The organism is Oryzomonas sagensis, assembly GCF_008802355.1.
GTDB lineage: Bacteria > Desulfobacterota > Desulfuromonadia > Geobacterales > Pseudopelobacteraceae > Oryzomonas > Oryzomonas sagensis.
In genome coordinates this window covers 348,917-369,520 of record NZ_VZRA01000003.1, presented here as the reverse complement: position 1 = coordinate 369,520, position 20,604 = coordinate 348,917, and the positions used below count along the sequence as shown (strand labels likewise).

Sequence of the window (20,604 nt, the reverse complement as noted above, 5' to 3'; positions counted from 1 at the left end):
GATCAATAGGCCTGTTCCACGGCCACGAGAAACCGGTCGGCCAGGGTCCGGGAGGCCGCCTTCAGGGCCGCCTCCTCGGCGTTATGCTGCAGGGCCAGGTCGGTGGACGCGGGGAAGTCCTGGGATGCCTGGACGGTTCCCTTCCACACAGGGGCCGTCCCGCCCTTTTTATGCAATTCCAGATCAACGGAGATGGTCAGACGGTATTCCTTCACCTGGTCGGCGGCAGAATAGGAGACCGCCTTGAGGGTATAGGAGGCCAGTTTGCCCCGCACCCTGAGGTCGGCCGCCGCCTCTTTGTCCGCCGGGGACAATCCCCTCATGGTGTGGCTTTCCTCGTACAACGCCCGCCGGATCACGGTCTGCGCAGTTGGGCTGACCGTCTCGTTGACGATGAACGCCACCCAGATCGACTGGCCCGTTGCCAGCGTGTTTCCGGCCGTTCCGGCGAAGCGATAGCCGCACCCCGCACATAACAACGTGCAGCAGAGCAGCAGGAGCGGGAAAAGGCGGAATAGACCTCCGAAAGACATGTCCCCTCCCCCTACGCCACCACGATGTTGATCAGCTTGCCCGGCACGCAGATGACCTTGCGCACCTGTTTGCCCTCGAGAAACGGGAGCACCTTTTCGTCCGCCAGGGCAGACTTTTCGAGCTCCTCCATGCTGGTCCCGGCACTCACCGTGATCCGGGTACGGAGCTTCCCGTTGACCTGGACGACAACCAGCACCTCTTCGTCCACGACCGCATCCCGGTCGTATTCCGGCCAGGCGGTGCGGGAAAGGGGCGTGGCATTGCCGAGGCGCTGCCACAACTCCTCACTCACGTGCGGGACAAAGGGAGCCAGCAGCAGCACCGTGGTTTCCAGGGCCTCTTTCATGACGGCGCCGTACTGCGGCGTTTGGAGTTCCGCGGGCTGAAGCGTGTTGAGCAGTTCCATGATCGATGCGATGGCGGTATTGAAATGGAACCGTTCTTCGATGTCCTCGGTCACTTTTTTGATGGTCTTGTGGACGGCACGGCGCAGGGTGCGCTCCTCGGTCGTAAGCGTTGCCAGGTCCGGCGCAGCGGCGTTTTTCACCAGGTCGAGGCGGTCATGGACCAGTTTCCACACGCGGTTGATGAAACGGAACGAGCCGTCCACCCCTTGGTCGCTCCAGTCCAGATCCTTTTCCGGCGGCGCTGCAAACAGGGAGAAGAGGCGGGCCGTATCGGCGCCGTAGCGCTCGATGAGGGCATTGGGATCGACCACGTTGCCCTTGGACTTGCTCATCTTGGCGCCGTCCTTGATGACCATGCCCTGGGTCAGCAGGTTGGTGAACGGTTCGTCGCAGGAGACGTACCCCAGGTCGCGCAACACCTTGGTAAAGAAACGGGCATACAGGAGATGCAGGACGGCGTGCTCGATACCGCCGATATACTGGTCAACGGACATCCAGTAATCCACCCGCTTTTTGTCCAGGGGGCCGTCCTGGAAGTCGGGGCAGCAGTAGCGCAGGAAATACCAGGACGACTCGACGAAGGTGTCCATGGTGTCGGTCTCGCGCCGCGCCGCCTTGCCGCATTTGGGGCAGGTGCAGGTGACAAAGGAGTCCAGCTTGGCCAGCGGGCTTCCCCCTTCGCCGCTGAACTCCACGTCCATGGGGAGCCGCACCGGCAGGTCCTGTTCCGGCACCGGCACCACGCCGCAGTCGTCGCAGTAGATGACCGGGATGGGGTTGCCCCAGTAGCGCTGCCGGGAGATGCCCCAATCGCGCAAACGGAAATTCACCGTCTTCTTGCCGATCCCCTCCTGCTCCAGGTAATCGGCGATGGCCTCTTTGGCGGCATCGCTCTTCAGACCGTCGAACCGGCCCGAGTTGACCAGTGTTCCGACCTCGGTGAAGGCGGCCTGCATGGAGGCGGTATCGAGGCTCTCCCCTTCCGGCTGGATCACGACCTGGAGCGGCAACGAATATTTACGGGCAAACTCGAAATCGCGCTGGTCGTGGGTCGGCACCGCCATGACCGCGCCGGTGCCGTAGTCGGTCAGGACAAAGTTGGCCAGATACACCGGCATGCGGGCCTTGGTGAGGGGATTGATGCAGTAGGAACCGGTGAAGACCCCTTCCTTTTCAAAGTCATCGGCGGTCCGCTTGATGCGGTCGGTCTTTTTGACCTTCTCGATAAAGGCGTCGACCTCGGCTTTCCGGTCGGAAGTGGTCACCTGTCGGGCCAGGGGGTGTTCGGGGGCCAGGGACATGAAGGTGGCGCCGAAGACCGTATCCTGGCGGGTCGTGAAGACCTTGACGGACTCGCTGCGCCCTTCCAGGGGAAAATCGATCTCGCAGCCGATACTCTTGCCGATCCAGTTGCGCTGCATGGTCAGCACCCGCTCCGGCCACCCGGGGAGCTTGAAGGTCCACTCCAGCAGCTCCTCGGCGTAATCGGTGATGCGGAAGAACCACTGATCGAGCTCCTTCTGCTTGACCTCGCTGTCGCACCGCCAGCAGGCGCCGTCCTCCACCTGTTCGTTGGCCAGCACGGTCTCGCATTTCGGGCACCAGTTGACAAAGGAGGTCTTCTTGTACGCCAGCCCCTTGGCGAGCATCTCCAGAAAGATCTTCTGCTCCCAGCGGTAATAGGCCACGTCGCAGGTGGCAAGTTCGCGGCCCCAGTCGTAGGAAAGCCCCATTTTCTTGAGCTGGCCGCGCATATAGTCGATGTTTTCATGGGTCCACTTGGCCGGATGGCTCTTATTCTGGATGGCGGCGTTTTCAGCCGGCATCCCGAAGGCATCCCATCCCATGGGGTGAAGCACGTTGAAGCCGCGCATCTTCTTGAACCTGCCGACCACGTCGCCGATGGAATAATTGCGCACGTGGCCCATATGTATCCTGCCGGAGGGATAGGGAAACATCTCCAGCAGATAATACTTCTTCTTATCCGGATCTTCGGTGACGGCAAAGGATGCCGCTTCCTCCCAACAGCGCTGCCATTTTTGTTCTATATCCTTGGGGATGTACTTCTGTTCCACAATGATGTTCCTTTCTGGACCATAAAATTGGATTACGTATAAAGAGCACGTGTGCGTACCGGCGGCGATACGAGATTAGGTAAATGGGCCTTTGGCCAGGATTTCCCGGTGCACGCATTGCATGGGGACAACCCTGTCCACAAGGCCGGTCGCTACGGCTTCGCGCGGCATCCCGTAGACAACGGCCGTTTCATCGGATTCGGCGATCACAAAGCCGCCCTGGCCTTTGACTTTGCGAACGCCCTTGGTGCCGTCATTTCCCATGCCGGTCAGGATGACGGCAATCATGCGCTTTTTGTAGATATCGGCACAGGATTCCAACATGACGTCCACCGACGGCACATAACGGTCGGCACTCGTGGGAGGGACGACCCGCGCAACCGCCCGCCCGTTGTGCAGTTCCAACACGAGGTTCGAACCTCCGGGGGCTATCAGCACCCTGCCCGGCAGCACCAAATCGCCATCTACCGCCTCCTTTATCTCGAACAGGGAGGCGCGGTTCAAGCGCTCGGCAAAGGCGTGGGTGAACCCTGACGGCATATGCTGGGCCACCACGACGGCAAAGGGGTATGCCCTCTCGAATGCGGAGAAGAAAAATTGCAGCGCCGGCGGCCCGCCGGTTGAGGCACCGATGGCGACAAGATCGAAGGGCGATTGGCCAACAACGCCGGGCTTCGCCGCGCCCGCATCTCCCCGCCCCCTTTCATGGGACGGCAACGGTGGCTGCTTTAACCGCGGCAAGCCCTGATTGACAAACTGGAGCACCTTCTGCTGAAGGTCTTCCCTGATGAGCAGCAGATCGTTGGAGGCCCCGCTGGAAGGCTTTGCCACGAAATCCAGGGCGCCCAGCTCCAAGGCCTTGAACACCTTGTCTGCACTGCTCAGGGCGCTCACGATAATCACCGGGGTCGAATAGCGGACCGTCAGGATGCGCAGCAGCGTAAATCCGTCCATTTTCGGCATCTCAAGGTCAAGGGTGACGAGGTCCGGCTTAAGGGTTGCCACCTTGTGGATCCCCTCCTCGCCATTGGTGGCGTAGCCGACCACTTCGACACACTCAAGTCCCTCGAGCATCTTGGTGATGGTGCGTCTGCTGAAGGCGGAATCGTCTACGACAAGCACCTTGAGCCTTCTCATAAATCGTCTCCCAGTGCAGAGCGCTCCGGCTTCTGATAGATCATATCATTCTTGAAGTGGCGCAGCGTAAAAAGCGTGGTGACGTTCATCAGCGACTCGGAATGCCCCAGAAGCAGGAAACCTCCGTCATGGAGGGAGCGGTGAAACTCTTCGACGACTCTCTTCTTGGCCGCCAGATCGAAATAGATGATCACATTGCGGCAGAAGATGAGATCCATCTTGCCGAGCATCATCATGCGGATCTTGTCGAAGAGGTTGAGATGGCTGATGGTGACCATTTCCCGGATATCGTCCGTCACCTTGAGCCCGCCGTCATATTCGTAAAAGAAACGTTTGATATAGCGTTCTTCGGTCGCCCTAAACGACGATTTCGTGTAGACTCCGCGCCGGGCGTGCTGAAGGACCCGCTGGCTGATGTCGGTGCCGATGATCTCGATCTTCCACCCCCGCAAACGGGGCATGTCCCGCAGCAGCATGGCGATGGTGTAGGGTTCTTCTCCCGTTGAACAGCCTGCGCTCCAGATGCGCAACGTTCGGTCCCCCCGAGCCGACTTTACGCTGATGAGTTCCGGAACGACTTCATCCGTGAAAGCGGAAAGCTGGAACGATTCCCGAAAGAAATAGGTTTCGTTGGTCGTAAGGACATCCATGATGTCCATCATTTCCTGGTCTTTATTCCGGTCGTATTTCAAAAAGTGATAATATTCGCGGAAATTATTCAGGCTCAGGGCGGTCAGGCGGCGGGCAAGACGCTTCTCCAGAAGGTATTTTGAGTCGTCGTCGAAAAAAATGCCGCAATGGCTGTAAATACTGTCCCGTATGACCCGGAACTCATCATCGGACATGGGCTGTCCTGTATCCAGGGATAAAGTCATGCGCCCCCTTTCAACAGACGTTTCATCAGGTCCCTGACCAGATTGTTCCCTTCATTCCTGAGGGCGTTTTTCAGAACGGCCCGGGGCCGTTGGCCGGCAAGTCCCGCCAGAGTCACCGCCGTGTCATACCTGATGCCGGCATGGTGATGGGCAAAAAGCCGCTCGGCATTCCGCAGGATTCGGTCCTTGTCGTGACGGGCAAGGATGTTGAACGCCAATATGACCAATTCTTCATCCCTGTTATCCAGGACCGTCTCCACCAGGTCCAGGGCGGCGGCATCCCCTAACGACTCCAGCACTTCAAGGCAGGTGATCATGAGCAGACCGCCGGCAGCGGGAAGCAGGGGTTCGATCACGTCGAGAATAGCCGCCGGTTCCAGGCGGGTCATGCTTTTCAGGGCCGCGCACTGCACCCGGGAGTCGTCATCGCGCAGGGCCAGCCTCAAAGGCTCGAGGGCAGCGGCGTTCCCCGATTCACCCAAGGCCTCGGCCGCCACCATGCGCACCTCCGGGGTCTCGTCCACCAGGGCAATCTGCAACACCCCCTGCAGGGAGGGAATATGGAGCTTCCCAATGGCAGCCGCCGAGGTCTGCCGCACGGAGGGATCCTCGTCCTTGACGAGCCGCGACAGGTAGTCGCCGTCACGCAGGGCGGCAAAGAGCGAGGCCGCGTCGCGGCGGCGCTGTGGCTGCTCGGAATCGGCCAATTGGCGCGCAACCGCCCTGACGGGGTTGCTGTCCTTTTGGGCCAGGAGTTGAAGGCAGGAGATGATGGCGCCGCAGAAGCCATCGTCCGCCTCTTCGAGCAGCCCGATGATCTCCGGGATGCAGTCCGATAGTCCCCGCCGGCCGGCGGCCTGTACCGCGGACCTGCGCACCAGCGGCGAGGGGCTGCGCAAGGCGCTGCGAATCAGGTCGTCTCCCCCGGGGTAGCCCAATTCCCCAAACAGCGTACAGATGGCGCCGCACACCTTTTCGTCGGCGTTGGGATAGATTTCCCGCAACGTATCCATGCCGGCGGGGCCTAAAGCCGAAAGGGCGTTGAGCGCCAAACTCGAAAGCCGTTCGGTGAGATATGCCGCCAAAAGAGGCACAGCGGCGCGCGGGTCGCCGATAACCCCCAGCAGGTTCGTTACCGCTTCCGCCAGGGCGGTATCATGCCCTTCCACCTCCAGCAGTTCCATGAAAGCCGGCACGACCTCGCCGCCCGACAGGCGGCGCACTGCCCCCTGGAGTCGCTGACGTTCCATGGCGCCGGAACGGAGCAGGATACGGTTGAAGGCCTTGACGGCAGCGCAACGGGCGCTCTTCTGGCTGGAGAGAAAGCCCTCCAGGAGAATGGGTGCGGCCGTATGGTCACCGATGCTCCCGAGGCAGTCATAGAGCACCTTGCTGAAGATATCCTGCCCGACAAGCTTCTTGATCTCCTCCGGCACCGGCCCCGGGGTCCCGAGTTTTCCCAGGGCGGACAGGACGCTGAAACGAAAGAAGGCGTTTTCATTCGCGGCGATTGCCGCGAGCAGTTCCGGCACCACCCCGGCGTCGCCGATGGTGCCCAGATGTTCGGCTGCGGCGGCGGAAACGTTCACATCGGAGTCATAGAGGGCGGCCAGCAGCACCGGGATGAACTCGACGTCCCCGATCCCCCCCATGACATCGACCACGAACTTCCGCACGCCGGCATCGGGGTCGGCGGCAAGGGTTTTCAACTGGAGGGCCGCCCGCGCCCCAAGCAAGACAATAGCCTCGGCAGCGGAATTTCTCAGCCCGGCATTGCCCTCATCGCGCAACAGTTCCAGCAGTTCGGCGATAAAATGGCCGGAGGGCTCTGCCGCCACAAACACATTGACCGCTTCCTTGCGCACCCGCCAGCTGCCATCGCCCATGGCGGTAAAAACAAACTCGCCCACATCCTCCAGGTTCCTGCCGCGCAGGGAATCGATGACCGCGCGCCGCAGTTCTTCGTCGGCTGATTTGAGGGCGGTGCGTATATCTTCCCGATTATCCACGAAGCGACTCCAGGCGCATATCAGAGGGGGCAAGCAGGGAGTCGATGTCCAGGATCATGAACATCTGCTCATGTGAAAGGCACATCCCCAAAACGTATTCCATGCCGATTCCTTCGGTGATATCGGGAGCGGGTTTGATCTCGCCCGCCGGAACGGTGATGACCTCCTGGACGTTATCCACCGCCAGAGCCAGCATCTGTCCCTGAAGCGAGACGATCAGGAGTCGGCCCGGGACGCGCTCGCGCTCATCGGCTTTCGGCATGCCGAAACGATTCCGCATGTCCATGACCGGAATCAATTCGCCGCGCAGGTTGATGACCCCTTCCAGCAGGTCCGACTCCCGGGGCAGACCGGAAAGCTTCTGGGGCAGGATGATCTCTTTGATGCGCATGATATCCACCGCAAAGAGCCTGTTACCCAGGCTGAAACACGCCAACTCTATGTTCTGCAGATCTGTTTTCATAATCTATTCGTGCGGCTCCGTTCAAACAGCCATAGTGGTGAACAGCGGCCGGCAGGGCCGGGACCGGCGTGCTTCAGCAGAGGTTGATATCGGTAATGCTTGCCACATTGAGCAGAATGATCATCATGGTTCCGGTGCGGCCGATGCCGCAGACAAAATCCCGGTCAATCCCCTCAAGAACGGCTGGAGCGGGTTCGCGTTCCTCTTTCCCGATACGCACGACCTGAATAACCTCGTCCACCAACAGGCCGGCGAACCCTTCGTTGCGCTTCGCGATCACAATACGTTCCCGGCCGGTGCGGTCCCCCAGAGGGAGGCCAAGGCGTTCACGCATGTTGAATATGGGAATGATGACGCCGCGCAGGGAAATCACCCCCATGATAAACAGCGGGGCACGGGGGACCTCGGTCGTCTCACGGGGTTTGATGATCTCCTTGAGTTCCATGATGTTGATGCCGTATATCTCGTCCGATATCCGGAAACAGAGTATTTCCTCGTACTCCGATACCTCGGCGACCACCTGGCCTTCGGACGCCAGCGGCAGGTCGTCGTCGCATCCGGCCGCTGCCCGCCCCGCGAGGATGATGTCGAGAGGATCGATATTCCTGGCCCGCCTCGGCAAGGGGTTTTGCCGGCTTTCAGGAATCACTGCGACCGCCGTATCGGCAACGGACGGGCGATCATCAGCGGCAACGGGAGAAGGGGCGGCGGCGACCTGGAGTGAAGGCGCCTCCAACGGCGGCGCGTCCAGACTGATGCGCTCCGCTTCGACAGTCCGCTCCCGGGCCTCTCTGTTTTGGACTTTTTGCCGAATCTTTGCCAGGTTCATGCGGTTGGAATCCTTCTACATCATCAGTTCGTCTTTAATTTCATCGATGACCGTCGAATCGATCAGGGCTGCGTCGTTGCCGTAGGCGACCAACAGGGCATTGGTTGCAATGGAGTTGATCTTGCGCGGGACGCCGCCGGTAATCTCGAATATCTTCTGGACAGCGTCGGGGGTGAATAAACCGGGCATACCGCCGGCCTTTTCAAGCCTGAAATCGAGATATTCCATGGTTTCTTCCAGCGTAAGCGGCTCCAGATGGTAATTGAGGGCGATCCGCTGCCGCAGGGGCTCGAACCGGGACGAAGCCAGCATGGGACGCAATTCCGGCTGCCCCATGATGATCACCGCGAGCAGATTGCGGTCATCCAGCTGGAAATTGGTCAGCAGGCGGATCTCGTCAAACACCTCCGCATCGGAGATCATCTGGGCTTCATCGACCACGATGACCGGGCAAATCCCCTTCTGGTAGCTGTCGTAGACGACCGTATTGATCTGCTCAAGCAATTCGTCCTTGAGCGCCGCCGGCTCCTCGATATCGAGCAGGCGGGCCGTGGTCCGCAGGAATTCCAGTCCCGTCAGGCGCGGATTGACGATGTAACAGAAGCGGTAGCCATCACCAAGCCGGTCCATAAGCGCCCGGGAGAGCGTTGTCTTGCCGCAACCGATCTCGCCGGTAAGGACGGCTATTTCCCGTTCCTCCAGCACAAACTCCAGGCGGGCCAAGGCCTCTTCATGCCCCGCGCTGAGAAAAAGAAAACGAGGGTCGGGGGTCTTGCTGAACGGCTTCTCCCGGAATCCGAAAAAGGCTTTATACATGGCCTCAGCTCCCGGATCTCAAGGTATCGTTGACCATGCCGCCCACATCCAGTACCAGGATCGTGCGCTGATCCCCGAGATCGGCCGCTCCGGCGATGCCGGGAAACCGCCTGAAGCCATCGCCCAAGGACTTGATCACGATGTCCTGCTGGCCAAGCAGTTCGTCCACCACGACGCCCAGCCGCTTTTCGGCTACGCCGACCACCACGACATAGAACTCCTCGGGGCGGTCCGACCGGCGGTTCAGACAGAGGAACTCCTCCAGCCGGAGAAGCGGCAGGGTCGTATCACGCAGTTGCGTGACTTCACGGCGCTCCACGGTCTTGATATCACCGCCGGTCAAAAGCAGCGATTCCAGCACCGAGGTCACCGGCAAGGCGTAGGTTCTGCCGGCACAGGAGATGATCAGGGACTTGATGATGGCCAGGGTGATCGGCAGGGTGATGATGAAGCGGGTACCCCGCCCTTTCGTGGTCTCAATATCGACCATGCCCGAAATAGCGGCGATATTGTTTCTGACCACGTCCATACCGACACCGCGTCCCGAGACCTCACTCACCTGGTCGGTGGTGGAAAAGCCGGGAAGGAAGATGAAATCGAGCGCGTCCTTGTCGGAAACGGCGCCCAGATCCTGCACAAAGCCCTTCTGGAGCGCCCGGTCCTTGACCTTGTCGATATCGATCCCGCCGCCATCGTCCTCCACCTCGATAACAACGTGGTTTCCCTTCTGGAACGAGGAAATTTTTATGACGCCCTTTTCAGGCTTGCCGGCCGCCAGCCGCTTTTCCGGGCTCTCGATGCCGTGGTCGATGGCGTTTCTGATGATGTGCATCATCGGGTCGGAGATATCCTCCACGATCAGTTTGTCCAGTTCCGTATCCGCCCCGTAGAAGAGCAGTTCAACCTTTTTGCCCTGTTCGCGGGAAATGGTGCGGACAATGCGGGACATCTTCTCGTAGAGTTGTCCTACCGGGATCATGCGAATATCCATGACCCCTTTCTGTAGGTCGGTCAACTTGCGCTCCAGCACCTTGGCGGACTTGCCGAGCTCGACGGCTACCCGGGAAAAACGCTCGTTCCGCAACCGCTCCGCCAAGGCGGCAATGGAGGAGTGGGCCAGGACAAGCTCGCCGACGATGTTCATCAACTCGTCAAGCTTGCCGATATCCACACGGACCGTGCGGCTGATGCTCTTGGCGGACAGGGGGGGCGTCCCGGCGGCCGGGCTTGCCGGGGCAGGGGCCGGCAGAGCGTCCGGGGGCGCGGGAAGGTTTGCCGGTTCTTCGTTCCCGTTTTTTGGGGGAGCGGTGGCCGCACCAGCGGCCGGCTGTTCCGGATCGCCGTTCAAGAGCGCCACGGTCACACTGTCGTGCCGGACGGCCGGCGCAAATTCTTCCAAGGCATGAGCGGAACCGGCCAGGATATCGAAATCGATGTTGGTTTCCATGTTGCTGCTCATGCTGGGCAGGGTACTGATAATCTCGCCGCAGGTCTTGATCGCGTCGGAAATCGCCGCCAGGTCCTGATCAAAGGTCGCCAGTTCGAGGGAGGCATGGACACGGTAGATGTTCTTGCCCTTGGAGAGATTCTCCAACAGGCGATGTTCCTCATATTCCGTGAGGGATTTCAACACCTGCTCGGAAAGCCCCAGGGCCTCCAGGGGCGAAGCCTGCGCCGCATCGCGGTTCGGTTCTTCCAGGCAGGCATTGATCCTGGCCGTGCAGGCCGAGATCTTTCCGTCAGGCTCGCCCCCCCCCTCCCCTTCGGGCAGGCTCCGCACGAGGGAAAGCAGAACATCGTGGGCTTCGAGCAATACTCCGATCACTCCGGCATCGAGCTTGAGCTTGCCGAGCCGAAGCCAGTCCAGAAGATTCTCCATATTGTGGGACAATTCGGAAATGTCCGCAAAGCCGAACATGCCGGCCAACCCCTTCAGGGAGTGAGCTCCCCGGAAGATGGCATTCAGCAGGTCGGGGTCCACATCGCCATTGTCGGCCACATCGGCGAGATCGGCCAGTTCGGAACCGAGGTGCTCGACAATTTCCTCGGCTTCGGCCAGAAAGTCCCGTACGGCTTTGCTTATAAGGGGGTTATTGTTGTCAGCCATGGAGGGTGTCCGTCATCTCAGGTGATCATCCCAGATATTTCACGATGATATGCTTCAGGTCAGAGCAATCCAACGGTTTGACGACATATTCATTGGCGCCGAGCAATCTGCCTTTTTCTATATCGCCCTGGCTTCCTTCCGTGGAGATGATGATGACCGGTATGTGCTCGTAATTGGGGTTGTTGCGCAGATAGCTGAGCAGTTCCAGACCGTTGATATCAGGCATATTGATGTCCGTGAAGATCAGGTCGACGTGTTCCCGCGGCAGAAGGCGCAGGGCCTCGAAACCATTGGCAGCCTCTACGATGCGGAAATCGCCCAGAGATTCGATGATGGACACCAGCATGGCCCGAAGCGCCGTGGAGTCGTCCGTAATGAGTATTGTCTTTCTGTTCACCGCTTCACCTGTCGTACCCACAAGCATCATACCTCAGCGCCACACGTGATTGGTTCATTAAAGCTCTTCACCATAGTCGATACGATATCCCCTCGTGCGCCACAAAACTGCGGCATCATACCCGTGCCGCTTCACCCGCTTCCGAGCGTTGCAACGCTTCCAGAAGCGACGGCAGAAATGCCCGCAGGCTTTCAGGTGAAGAACATTCGGCGCGGTGGGGTTTCATCACGCAGCGGTAGCCCATGTCGCTGACCCTCTTTTCCGCTTCCGCGTGATGGTAGTCGGTCATCACCACTATGGGGATGTCCGTGAAATTGTTGTGGAGAAGTTCCAGCAGCTCAATCCCGCCGAGGACCCCCGAACCGTCCATCCGGGGCATGATCAGATCCACGAGAACAAGGGGATACCCGCCGCCGCGATAGAGATTATCGACCCTGATCAGCGTATCCTCGCTGCTGGTCATGGCATGGACTTCGTAGCCGTTTTCCCGCAGCAATTCCGCCAGTGTCTTTAATGTCGTGCCGTCATCGTCGACAATCACCAACGGGCGGGCGATTGCCTCTTCGGGTATGGTCTCCGGCGTGTGGACCACATCGGATAGGTTGAAGGAGATTTCCGCCTCATCGGTGCCGCCGCTATCGTGGCCCGCTTCGACGGCGGCGCGGCTCTCGCTGGCGGCCTGGGCGACTTGGGTCCCTTCCATGGCCAGAAACTGCGGGTTAAGCCCCTTGGAAAGCATGAACTGCAGCGGGTCGACAATACCCTCGTCAATGGCCTCGATATTATCCTGAGGCTCAAAATCGAACGTTCCCTCAAGCCAGGTGAAAAGTGACAGGACAAGCTGTTCGATCTGTTCGCGGACGACCTCTTCAATGGTTTCGTGGACCACAGAGAAACGTTTGGTCAGGATTATTCCCAGGTGTTCGCTGAAGCCCCGTTCCTTCTGGAGTTCCAAGGCCTTGTCGAGGGTATCATGGTCTATGACGCCCCTCTGGACAAGCAATTCCCCCAGCCCCATCCTTGAGGCGGACGAGAGCGCCTTTACCACCAGCCCATGCCTGAAGACGATCGTTCCTTCACGCCCCCCGCTGCGGAGGGAAAGCACCCCGGTCTTCCGACTGAGGCTGATCAGTTGCAGAATCTCGCCCAGTCCAAGCTCTTCAAGGTTTCCGACAAGACTCATACGGAAATGCCCCTACCTGTGTGGTGATGCAAAAAATGGACTGAATTGTAAACCATCGATATTGGCAAGTAAAGCCTTTATCAATGCCGCTCACGCTTGGCCAGGGGGTGGCGGGCAGCGCCGTTTTTTTCGCGTCCTCTGAAGATAAGCCGGATCGGCACGCCGTCGAAACCAAAGGCTTCCCTGAAGCGGTTGACCAGATAGCGTTCATAGGAAAAATGAATGCTGTCCGGCTGATTGGTAAAGATGACAAAGGAAGGTGGACGGGTAGCGACCTGGGTGGCAAAGTAGAACTTTACGCGGCGACCATGGGCCAAAGGCGCATGGTGAGTATCCGTAGCCTCGGAAAAGACCCGGTTCAAGTCCGAGGTCGTCACCCGGTGTATGTACTGCCCCATGACCTCATCCACGGTGGTCATGATCTTGCCGATGCGCTGGCCGGTCTTGGCGGATACGAAGACGATCGGGGCATAGGCCAGGTACTTGAAGCCGGTCCTGACCTTGTCCACATAGACCCCCAGGGTGCTGTTGTCTTTTTCCAGGGTATCCCACTTGTTGACCACAAAGACGCATCCCCTGCCCGCCTCGTGCACATAACCGGCGATGCGCTCATCCTGCTCCGTCACCCCCTCCTCGGCATCGAGGACGACCAGAACGACGTCGGCCCGCTCGATGCTGCGCAGGGAGTCCACCACGCTGTATTTTTCCAGTTTTTCAGTGGTCTTGCCCTTGCGGCGGATACCGGCGGTATCGATCAGCAGGTAATTCTTTTTGTTGCAGGTGAAGAGGGTATCCACCGAATCGCGGGTCGTACCGGCCGTCGGATTGGCCACCATCCGCTCGAAACCGAGCAGCCGGTTGACCAGGGACGATTTGCCCACATTGGGACGCCCCACCACGGCAATCCGGGTGATCTCGTCATCGGGTATGCCGGCATCCGCCTCGGGAAAGACATCCAGCAACTCCTCCATCAGGTCGATGATGCCCCGATTATGTTCGGCCGATATGGTATGGAGGCGCTCGATCCCCAGGGAGTAGAACTCGGCCGACTCATTCTCCAGCTTCTCGCCGTCCACCTTGTTGACCACGTAGAAGATCGGCTTCTTAACGCGGCGCAGCATCGTGGCCACTTCGATATCGGCGGGGGTCAGCCCGCTCCTGGCATCCATCATGAAGATGATGACATCGGCCTCTTCCATTGCCAGACGGGATTGTTCCCGCATCTGCTGCAACAAGCGGTCCTCGGTCACCGGTTCGAATCCGCCGGTATCGATCAGGATGAACGGCTTGTCGAATCGGGTGATGGTGGCGTAGTTGCGGTCGCGGGTTACGCCGGGCAGATCGTCCACGATGGCGCGGCGATGGCCCAGCAGGCGGTTGAACAGGGTGGACTTGCCCACGTTGGGGCGGCCGACTATGGCGACAATAGGTTTCATTCGTATCCCAACTCCCTCAGAACGGCCGTCCGTTCGGTCCAACGCTCCTGCACCTTGACGAACAGTTCCAGAAAGACCCGGGTCCCCAGCAGGCGCTCAATATCGCCGCGGGCCGCCTGGCCGATCTTTTTGAGCATGGCCCCCTTTTTGCCGATGATGATCCCCTTCTGCCCTTCCCGTTCCACCAGGATGGTGGCACTGATGGCGATCACACCATTCTCCCGTTCCTTGAAGGAATCGACCATAACAGCCGTAGCATAGGGAACTTCTTCGCCGGTCAAACGAAAGATCTTCTCCCGCACCAGTTCGGCGCAGATCACCTTTTCCGGCTGGTCGGTGAGGATATCGTCGGGGAAATAGGCCGGCCCTTCGGGGAGGCGTCCGCGGATCACCTCCACCAAGCGCTCCACGTTGCCGCCGGTCTGGGCCGAGATCGGCACCACCTCGGCAAAGGGGTGCAGGCGCGAAACAGAGGCGATCAGCGCCAGAAGCCGCTCCTTGGGCTCGACCAGATCGACCTTATTCAGGACCAGGAAGACCGGAGCGCCAGCCTTGGTCGCGACCTCCCGCACAAAGGCGTCGTCCCGCGGCGCCGTGGCGTCCACCACCAAGAGGAGCAGGTCGATGCCGGAAATGGCCCCGTAGGCCGCATCCACCATGGCCCGGTTCATGCGGCTTTTGGCGGCGTGGATGCCGGGCGTGTCCACGAACACGATCTGGCTCGCCTCATCGGAGACGATGCCGCGAATAACGGTGCGGGTCGTTTGCGGCTTATCCGAGACCGCCACGATCTTCTCACCGAGGATGCGGTTCAACAGCGTGGACTTGCCCACATTCGGGCGGCCGACAATAGAGACGAATCCCGATTTAAATTCTTTGTTTTTCATATAATTGGATCACACTCTTTCATGTATCACTTTTTAGTCCAGGCATCCCTGAGGGTGACGATCCGATTGAACACCGGTTTTCCCGGTTGCGCATCCACAGGGTCCGGACGGAAATACCCCTGGCGCTCGAACTGGAAACGGGTCTCCGGGTCGGCATCGGCCAGGCTCTTCTCCAGTTTGGCGGTCCCTATGACCTCAACGGAGAGCGGATTGAGAAACTGCTTGTAGTCTGCCCCGCCCCGGTCGGGATTCGGGTCGCTGAAGAGGCGGTCGAACAGGCGCACCTCGGCATCGATGGCATGGGCCAGGGAAACCCAGTGGATGGTGCCCTTGATCTTCCTGCCATCGGCGGCAGAGCCGCCCCTCGATGCGGGATCGTATTCGCAATGCACCTCGACGATGGCGTCGTTCTCGTCCTTGACCACACCGGTGCAGCGCACGATATAGGCGTAACGGAGGCGCACCTCGGAACCGGGGGTCATGCGGAAGAACCCTTTGGGCGGCTCCTCCATGAAGTCGTCCTGTTCGATGAACAGCTCACGGGAAAAGGTGACCTGGTGGCTCCCCATTTCCGGTTTCTGGGGATGATTGGGGGCCTCGAACTCCTCGGTCTGCCCCTCGGGATAGTTATCAACCACGACCTTGAGTGGCCTGAGCACCGCCATGGCGCGGGGGGCGCGCTCGTTCAGGTCGGCGCGGACGCATTCCTCCAGGATGGACATATCGATCCAGGAATCGCTGCGCCCCACCCCGATCATTTCGCAGAAGGCCCGAACAGCCTCGGGCGTATAGCCGCGCCGCCTGATGCCCATCAGGGTCGGCATGCGCGGGTCATCCCAGCCGCTGACGATCCCCAGATTGACCAGTTCGTGGAGCTTGCGCTTGCTCATCACCGCATAGGTCAGATTGAGCCGGGCAAACTCGTACTGCCGCGGGCGGCTCGGCACCGGCAGGTTGTCCAGGAACCACTCGTACAGCGGCTTGTGGTCCTCGAACTCCAGGGTGCAGATGGAGTGGGTGATCCCTTCAATGGCATCGGATTGCCCATGGGTAAAGTCGTACATGGGATAGATGCACCAAGCGTCGCCCACGTGGGGATGGGTGGCGTGAATGATACGGTACAGCACCGGGTCGCGCAGGTTGATGTTGGGAGAGGCCATGTCGATCTTCGCCCGGAGCACCTTGGACCCGTCGGCGAATTCGCCGGCCCGCATGCGGCGGAACAGGTCGAGGTTCTCGTCCACGGAGCGATTGCGCCAGGGGCTCTCCTTGCCCGGTTCGGTCAGGGTGCCGCGATAGGAGCGCATCTCATCGGCGGAGAGATCCTCCACATAGGCCTTGCCCTGCTGTATCAGGTACTCGGCCCATTGGTAGAGCTGCTCGAAATATTCCGAGGCGCAGTACATATGCGTGCCCCAGTCAAAGCCGAGCCAGCGGACACTCTCCTTGATGGACTCGATGTACTCCATCTCCTCCTTGGCAGGGTTGGTGTCGTCGAAACGCAGATGGCAGCAGCCGCCGAAATCCCGCGCCAACCCGAAGTTGATGCAGATGGACTTGGCATGGCCGATATGCAGGTAACCGTTGGGCTCCGGCGGGAAGCGGGTGACAATGGCCGTGTGCTTGCCGCTTTTCAGGTCGTCCTCGATGATGGTACGCAGAAAATTGTTGGCTACGGGTGTTGGTGTCGATTCGGTGGACATGATTGCCTCTCAAATTCAAAATGACTTCTGCCACAGGGACACAGAGGCGCGGAGAAATTCATAGACGTTTTACCGGGACAAACAGAATAACATCGTAAAACTGTTTTGGAAAATCAAAAAAATCGTTATCCCGTTCATTCCTGCTTTTGGTCTTTCCCCCGTGTTCCGGGTCTCTGTGGCGGATTTATGGTTACGGGTTTTGCGCTAGTTCCCCCAGCAACGAATTCTGGTAGGCCGCCACGATGCGCACCGTGACGAAGCTTCCGATCAGGGCGGGATCCCCCGGGAAATTGACGATCCTGCCGCTCTCCGCCTTGCCGGACACCTGGCCGGGCCGCTTCCCTTCCCCTTCTACCAGAAGTTCCTGGAGCGTGCCGAGATACGACCTGTTGATCTCAAGGGTGATGCGCCGTTGCAGCCCCAGCAGGCGCTCCAGGCGCTCTACCTTTTGCTCGCGGGAGAGTTCCTCGGGCAGTTCCGCGGCCTTGGTGCCGGGGCGCGCCGAATAGACAAACAAAAAGAGGTCGGCGTAGCGAACCTCTTCCATCAGGGTCAGGGTCTGCTCGAAATCCGCCTCGCTCTCGCCGGGAAAGCCGACGATCATGTCGCCGGTGATGGCGATGCCCGGCCGGGCCGCCTTGAGGGCGCGAATCCTGTCCAGGTAAGCCGCGCGGGAATAGCCCCGGTTCATGCGGGACAGCACCACGTCGCTGCCCGACTGGGCCGGCAGATGAACCTGGCCGCACAGCTTGGGCACATCCGCAAAACAGGCGATCAGTTCATCGGACATATCCTTGGGATGGGAGGTGGTAAAACGGACCCGGCGAATGCCCTCCACCCCGGCGACCTGCCTGATCAATTGGGCAAAAGTCGGCTCGTTGGCGCTCTTGAGGCCGTATGAGTTGACATTCTGGCCGAGCAGCACCACCTCCTGAACGCCCTCTGCGGCGAGCTGCCTGACCTCGTCAAGGATATCGGCCGCGCGTCGGCTGATTTCACGGCCCCGGACATAGGGCACGATACAGTAGGAGCAGAAATTGTCGCACCCCTGCATGACGGTCACGAAGCGGCTCAAGCGGCTCGCCCCCTTGACCGGGGGGAACAGGTCGAGACGCTGGTCGTTATCGATAAAAGCCGTCTCGCAACGCCGCTCGCCCTTTTCCGCGCCCCGCACCATGTCGGGGAGCAGGTGCAGGTTATGGGTGCCGAACACCAGATCCAGAAAGGGAAACTTTTGCAAGAGGTGGTCCCCCTCCTGCTGGGCCACACAGCCGCCGACCCCCAAAATAAGGCCGCTGTGCGCTTTTTTCAGGCTGCGGAAATGACTGAGGCGCTTGTAGACCTTTTCTTCCGCCCCACCCCGGACACTGCAGGTATTGAGCAGGATCATGTCCGCATCCGCCGGCACCGTCGTCGGTCTATACCCCAAATCGGCCAGCATGGTGACGATCCGCTCGGAATCGTTCACATTCATCTGGCAGCCGAAGGTTTCAATAAAGAGATGTTTTTCGTTCATGGTTAAGTGATCGTTTATACGCAATTCATACCTGCAAAGTCAATTAAATTGGGAAATTGACGCTGTTCCGGGCCGGGGCTGCACACCACCACATCCATGCTGCCGTTCATGCAGGGCATGGCCTTTGGCGGAATGCCGCCCCACCAGCCAGACGGTATACAGCCTGTCACCCATGGAATTATGTTTAAGTTTTATGACATCTTCGCTACTATTGCATCCGAATCCAGCACTTCACCAGGGAGAGAGAGCATGCCAAAGGTACTGATTCCGTTAGCCGAAGGCTTTGAAGAGCTTGAAGCCGTTACCATCATCGACGTACTCCGCAGGGCCGGGATCGAAGTCGTCACGGCCGGCCTGCATCCGGGACCGGTGACCAGCACCCGCAAGGTCGCCGTCATACCCGATACGACCATCGATACCGCCCGAGTCGACGAATTCGACATGATCATCCTTCCCGGTGGTCAACCGGGCAGCGACAACCTCAACTCGGACATCCGGATAGACAAACTGCTCAAGGATTTCCACGCAGCCGGCAAGCTGCTCGGCGCCATTTGCGCCGCGCCGATCGTGCTCGCCAGCGCCGGCCTGCTCAACGGCCGCCAGGCGACCTCCTACCCCGCGTACCGGGAACGGCTTGGCGGGGCATACTACCGCGATAAAGCCGTGGTGAACGATGGAAAATTCATCACCAGCCAGGGGCCGGGCACGGCGCTCCCCTTTGCCCTGGCCGTCGTTTCCCGGCTGGCCGGCAACCACGCTTCGGAAGATGTGGCCAAGGCCATGCTGGTCAGCGATGCCATGGATGACGAGGTATGGGATCAACGTCTGTTCAACAGTACCATCCAGGCGCTGGTGGGAGCACTGGAATTGAAGGACACCTATACCCAGGGGCATGCAAAACGGGTTACCGAATACTGTCTCTGCATCGGCTCCAAACTGAAACTTTCCGAGGCCAAACTGCGCGACCTGTACCTTGGCGCCATTCTTCACGATATCGGAAAATTCGGCACCGAGGACGATCTGCTCAACAAGCCGGGACGCCTCAACCGGCGTGAGGAGACCCTCATCCGGGAACACCCCCTCAAGGGCACGCTCTTTATCGTGGGGATCGAAGGCCTGGGCCACATCGTGCCGACCATCCTGCACCATCACGAGCGTTGGGACGGAACCGGCTATCCCGCCCGCCTCAAGGGTGAGCAGATCCCGCTCCACGCGCGTATCGTCAGCATAGCCGACGCCTTCGATGCCATGCTCTCCGTCCGCTCCTACCGGCCGGCCCAGGAAAAAGAGGCCGCCGTCCGGGAGCTGCAAGAACAGAAGGGGGCCCAATTCGACCCGTTCCTGGTGGACGTCTTTATCGAGTGCCTGAACGAAGCACCTTTTGAAATCAAGGATTTCAGCTACTACTTTTAGGCTGCACGCAGCGCCGGGCAAGGAAGGCCAGGCCGAAAAAGGCTAGATTGAGGAGTACGATCATCGCACTGGTGGGCAGGTTGGTGGCGAACGACAGAAAGATGCCGGCCACGACCGAGCAGCCCCCCTGGAGGGCCGCCAGGACAACGCAGGACTTGAAGCTGCGGGCCAGCTGCAGGGCCGATACCGCCGGCAGGATCAAGAGCGACGAGATCAGCATGATCCCCACCAATTTCATCGCCAGGACCACCGACAGGGCCGTCAGCAGCACCAGCACCGCATTGATGGTGGCGGTCCGTATGCCGGAGACCCGGGCCAACTCCTCGTCGAAGGCGATGGCGAGCAGGTCGTTGAAAAAGAGGGACAACAGCAGCACCACCACGCAGAACAGCACGGCGGCAATGCCCACCTCCTGGGAGGTTATGGAGAGGATATTGCCGAACAGGTAGCTCAGCAGGTCAACGTTGTACCCCCCCCCTACGCTCGCCAGGATGATACCCGCCGAAATCCCCAGCGCCGACACGATGCCGATGGCGCTGTCGCCGCTCAGGCGCGCCTTTTCCGTCAGCTTGAGGATGCCCAGCGACGAGAGCAGCACGACCGGCAGCGACACCAGCAGGGCCGAGGCGGAATAGAGCTTGAGCGACAGGGCGATGGCGGTGCCGCCGAAGGTGACATGGGCCAGGCCGTCCCCGATCAGGGAAAGCCGCCGCAGCACGAGGAACACGCCCAGCACCGAACAGAGCACGGCGATCAGCGTCCCCGCCAGAAGTGCCCGCTGGATGAAACCGTATGAGAGTATTTCGATGAAATTCAT

17 protein-coding genes are annotated in these 20,604 nt (G+C 59.8%); 1 reads left to right on the top strand and 16 read right to left on the bottom strand.

Annotation, left to right across the window (positions count from 1 at the left end):
• Positions 1-2: 2 nt before the first annotated feature.
• From lptE to miaB, 15 genes are all read right to left on the bottom strand, one after another.
• Positions 3-533, bottom strand: coding sequence for an LPS assembly lipoprotein LptE (gene lptE, locus F6V30_RS12515; protein ID WP_151157285.1), 531 nt, complete (start codon positions 531-533; stop codon positions 3-5).
• Between the two features lie 11 nt (positions 534-544).
• The gene (leuS, locus tag F6V30_RS12510; protein WP_151157284.1) at positions 545-3,016 is read right to left on the bottom strand and encodes a leucine--tRNA ligase; all 2,472 of its coding nucleotides are present in this window, start codon (positions 3,014-3,016) and stop codon (positions 545-547) included.
• Positions 3,017-3,091: 75 nt separating this feature from the next.
• Entirely contained in the window at positions 3,092-4,153 is a 1,062-nt protein-coding gene (locus F6V30_RS12505; RefSeq protein WP_151157283.1) for a protein-glutamate methylesterase/protein-glutamine glutaminase, read from the bottom strand.
• Positions 4,150-4,998, bottom strand: coding sequence for a CheR family methyltransferase (locus F6V30_RS12500; protein ID WP_151157282.1), 849 nt, complete (start codon positions 4,996-4,998; stop codon positions 4,150-4,152). The genes F6V30_RS12505 and F6V30_RS12500 overlap by 4 nt, the downstream gene beginning before the upstream one ends.
• A 26-nt stretch (positions 4,999-5,024) precedes the next feature.
• Positions 5,025-7,037 carry a HEAT repeat domain-containing protein gene (locus F6V30_RS12495; protein ID WP_191965681.1) on the bottom strand — a complete coding sequence of 671 codons (2,013 nt, stop codon included), beginning with the start codon at positions 7,035-7,037 and terminating at the stop codon, positions 5,025-5,027.
• Entirely contained in the window at positions 7,030-7,500 is a 471-nt protein-coding gene (locus tag F6V30_RS12490; protein WP_151157280.1) for a chemotaxis protein CheW, read from the bottom strand. Before F6V30_RS12490 ends, F6V30_RS12495 begins: the two co-directional genes overlap by 8 nt.
• A 73-nt stretch (positions 7,501-7,573) precedes the next feature.
• On the bottom strand, positions 7,574-8,329 hold the full coding sequence (locus F6V30_RS12485; protein WP_151157279.1) for a chemotaxis protein CheW: 756 nt from the start codon (positions 8,327-8,329) through the stop codon (positions 7,574-7,576).
• A gap of 15 nt (positions 8,330-8,344) precedes the next feature.
• Positions 8,345-9,145, bottom strand: a complete 801-nt coding sequence (locus tag F6V30_RS12480) for an ExeA family protein (protein ID WP_151157278.1) — start codon at positions 9,143-9,145, stop codon at positions 8,345-8,347.
• Positions 9,146-9,149: 4 nt separating this feature from the next.
• Entirely contained in the window at positions 9,150-11,252 is a 2,103-nt protein-coding gene (locus F6V30_RS12475; RefSeq protein ID WP_151157277.1) for a chemotaxis protein CheA, read from the bottom strand.
• Positions 11,253-11,277: 25 nt separating this feature from the next.
• Positions 11,278-11,649, bottom strand: a complete 372-nt coding sequence (locus tag F6V30_RS12470) for a response regulator (RefSeq protein ID WP_275938143.1) — start codon at positions 11,647-11,649, stop codon at positions 11,278-11,280.
• Positions 11,650-11,764: 115 nt separating this feature from the next.
• Positions 11,765-12,832, bottom strand: coding sequence for a response regulator (locus F6V30_RS12465; RefSeq protein WP_151157276.1), 1,068 nt, complete (start codon positions 12,830-12,832; stop codon positions 11,765-11,767).
• Positions 12,833-12,912: 80 nt separating this feature from the next.
• The gene (gene der / locus F6V30_RS12460; protein ID WP_151157275.1) at positions 12,913-14,268 is read right to left on the bottom strand and encodes a ribosome biogenesis GTPase Der; all 1,356 of its coding nucleotides are present in this window, start codon (positions 14,266-14,268) and stop codon (positions 12,913-12,915) included.
• Positions 14,265-15,155, bottom strand: coding sequence for a GTPase Era (gene era, locus F6V30_RS12455; RefSeq protein WP_151157274.1), 891 nt, complete (start codon positions 15,153-15,155; stop codon positions 14,265-14,267). The genes der and era overlap by 4 nt, the downstream gene beginning before the upstream one ends.
• 26 nt (positions 15,156-15,181) lie before the next feature.
• Positions 15,182-16,858 (bottom strand): glutamine--tRNA ligase/YqeY domain fusion protein, encoded by a 1,677-nt coding sequence (locus F6V30_RS12450; protein WP_151157273.1) that lies wholly within the window; start codon positions 16,856-16,858, stop codon positions 15,182-15,184.
• Positions 16,859-17,048: 190 nt separating this feature from the next.
• Complete coding sequence (gene miaB, locus F6V30_RS12445) at positions 17,049-18,374, bottom strand: tRNA (N6-isopentenyl adenosine(37)-C2)-methylthiotransferase MiaB (protein ID WP_151157272.1); 1,326 nt, start codon at positions 18,372-18,374, stop codon at positions 17,049-17,051.
• Between the two features lie 249 nt (positions 18,375-18,623).
• On the opposite strand from miaB, the gene F6V30_RS12440 reads away from it, so the two are divergent.
• Positions 18,624-19,787 (top strand): DJ-1 family glyoxalase III, encoded by a 1,164-nt coding sequence (locus tag F6V30_RS12440; RefSeq protein WP_151157271.1) that lies wholly within the window; start codon positions 18,624-18,626, stop codon positions 19,785-19,787.
• Here F6V30_RS12440 and F6V30_RS12435 read toward each other — a convergent pair.
• Entirely contained in the window at positions 19,771-20,604 is an 834-nt protein-coding gene (locus F6V30_RS12435) for a metal ABC transporter permease (RefSeq protein WP_151157270.1), read from the bottom strand. The genes F6V30_RS12440 and F6V30_RS12435 overlap by 17 nt on opposite strands.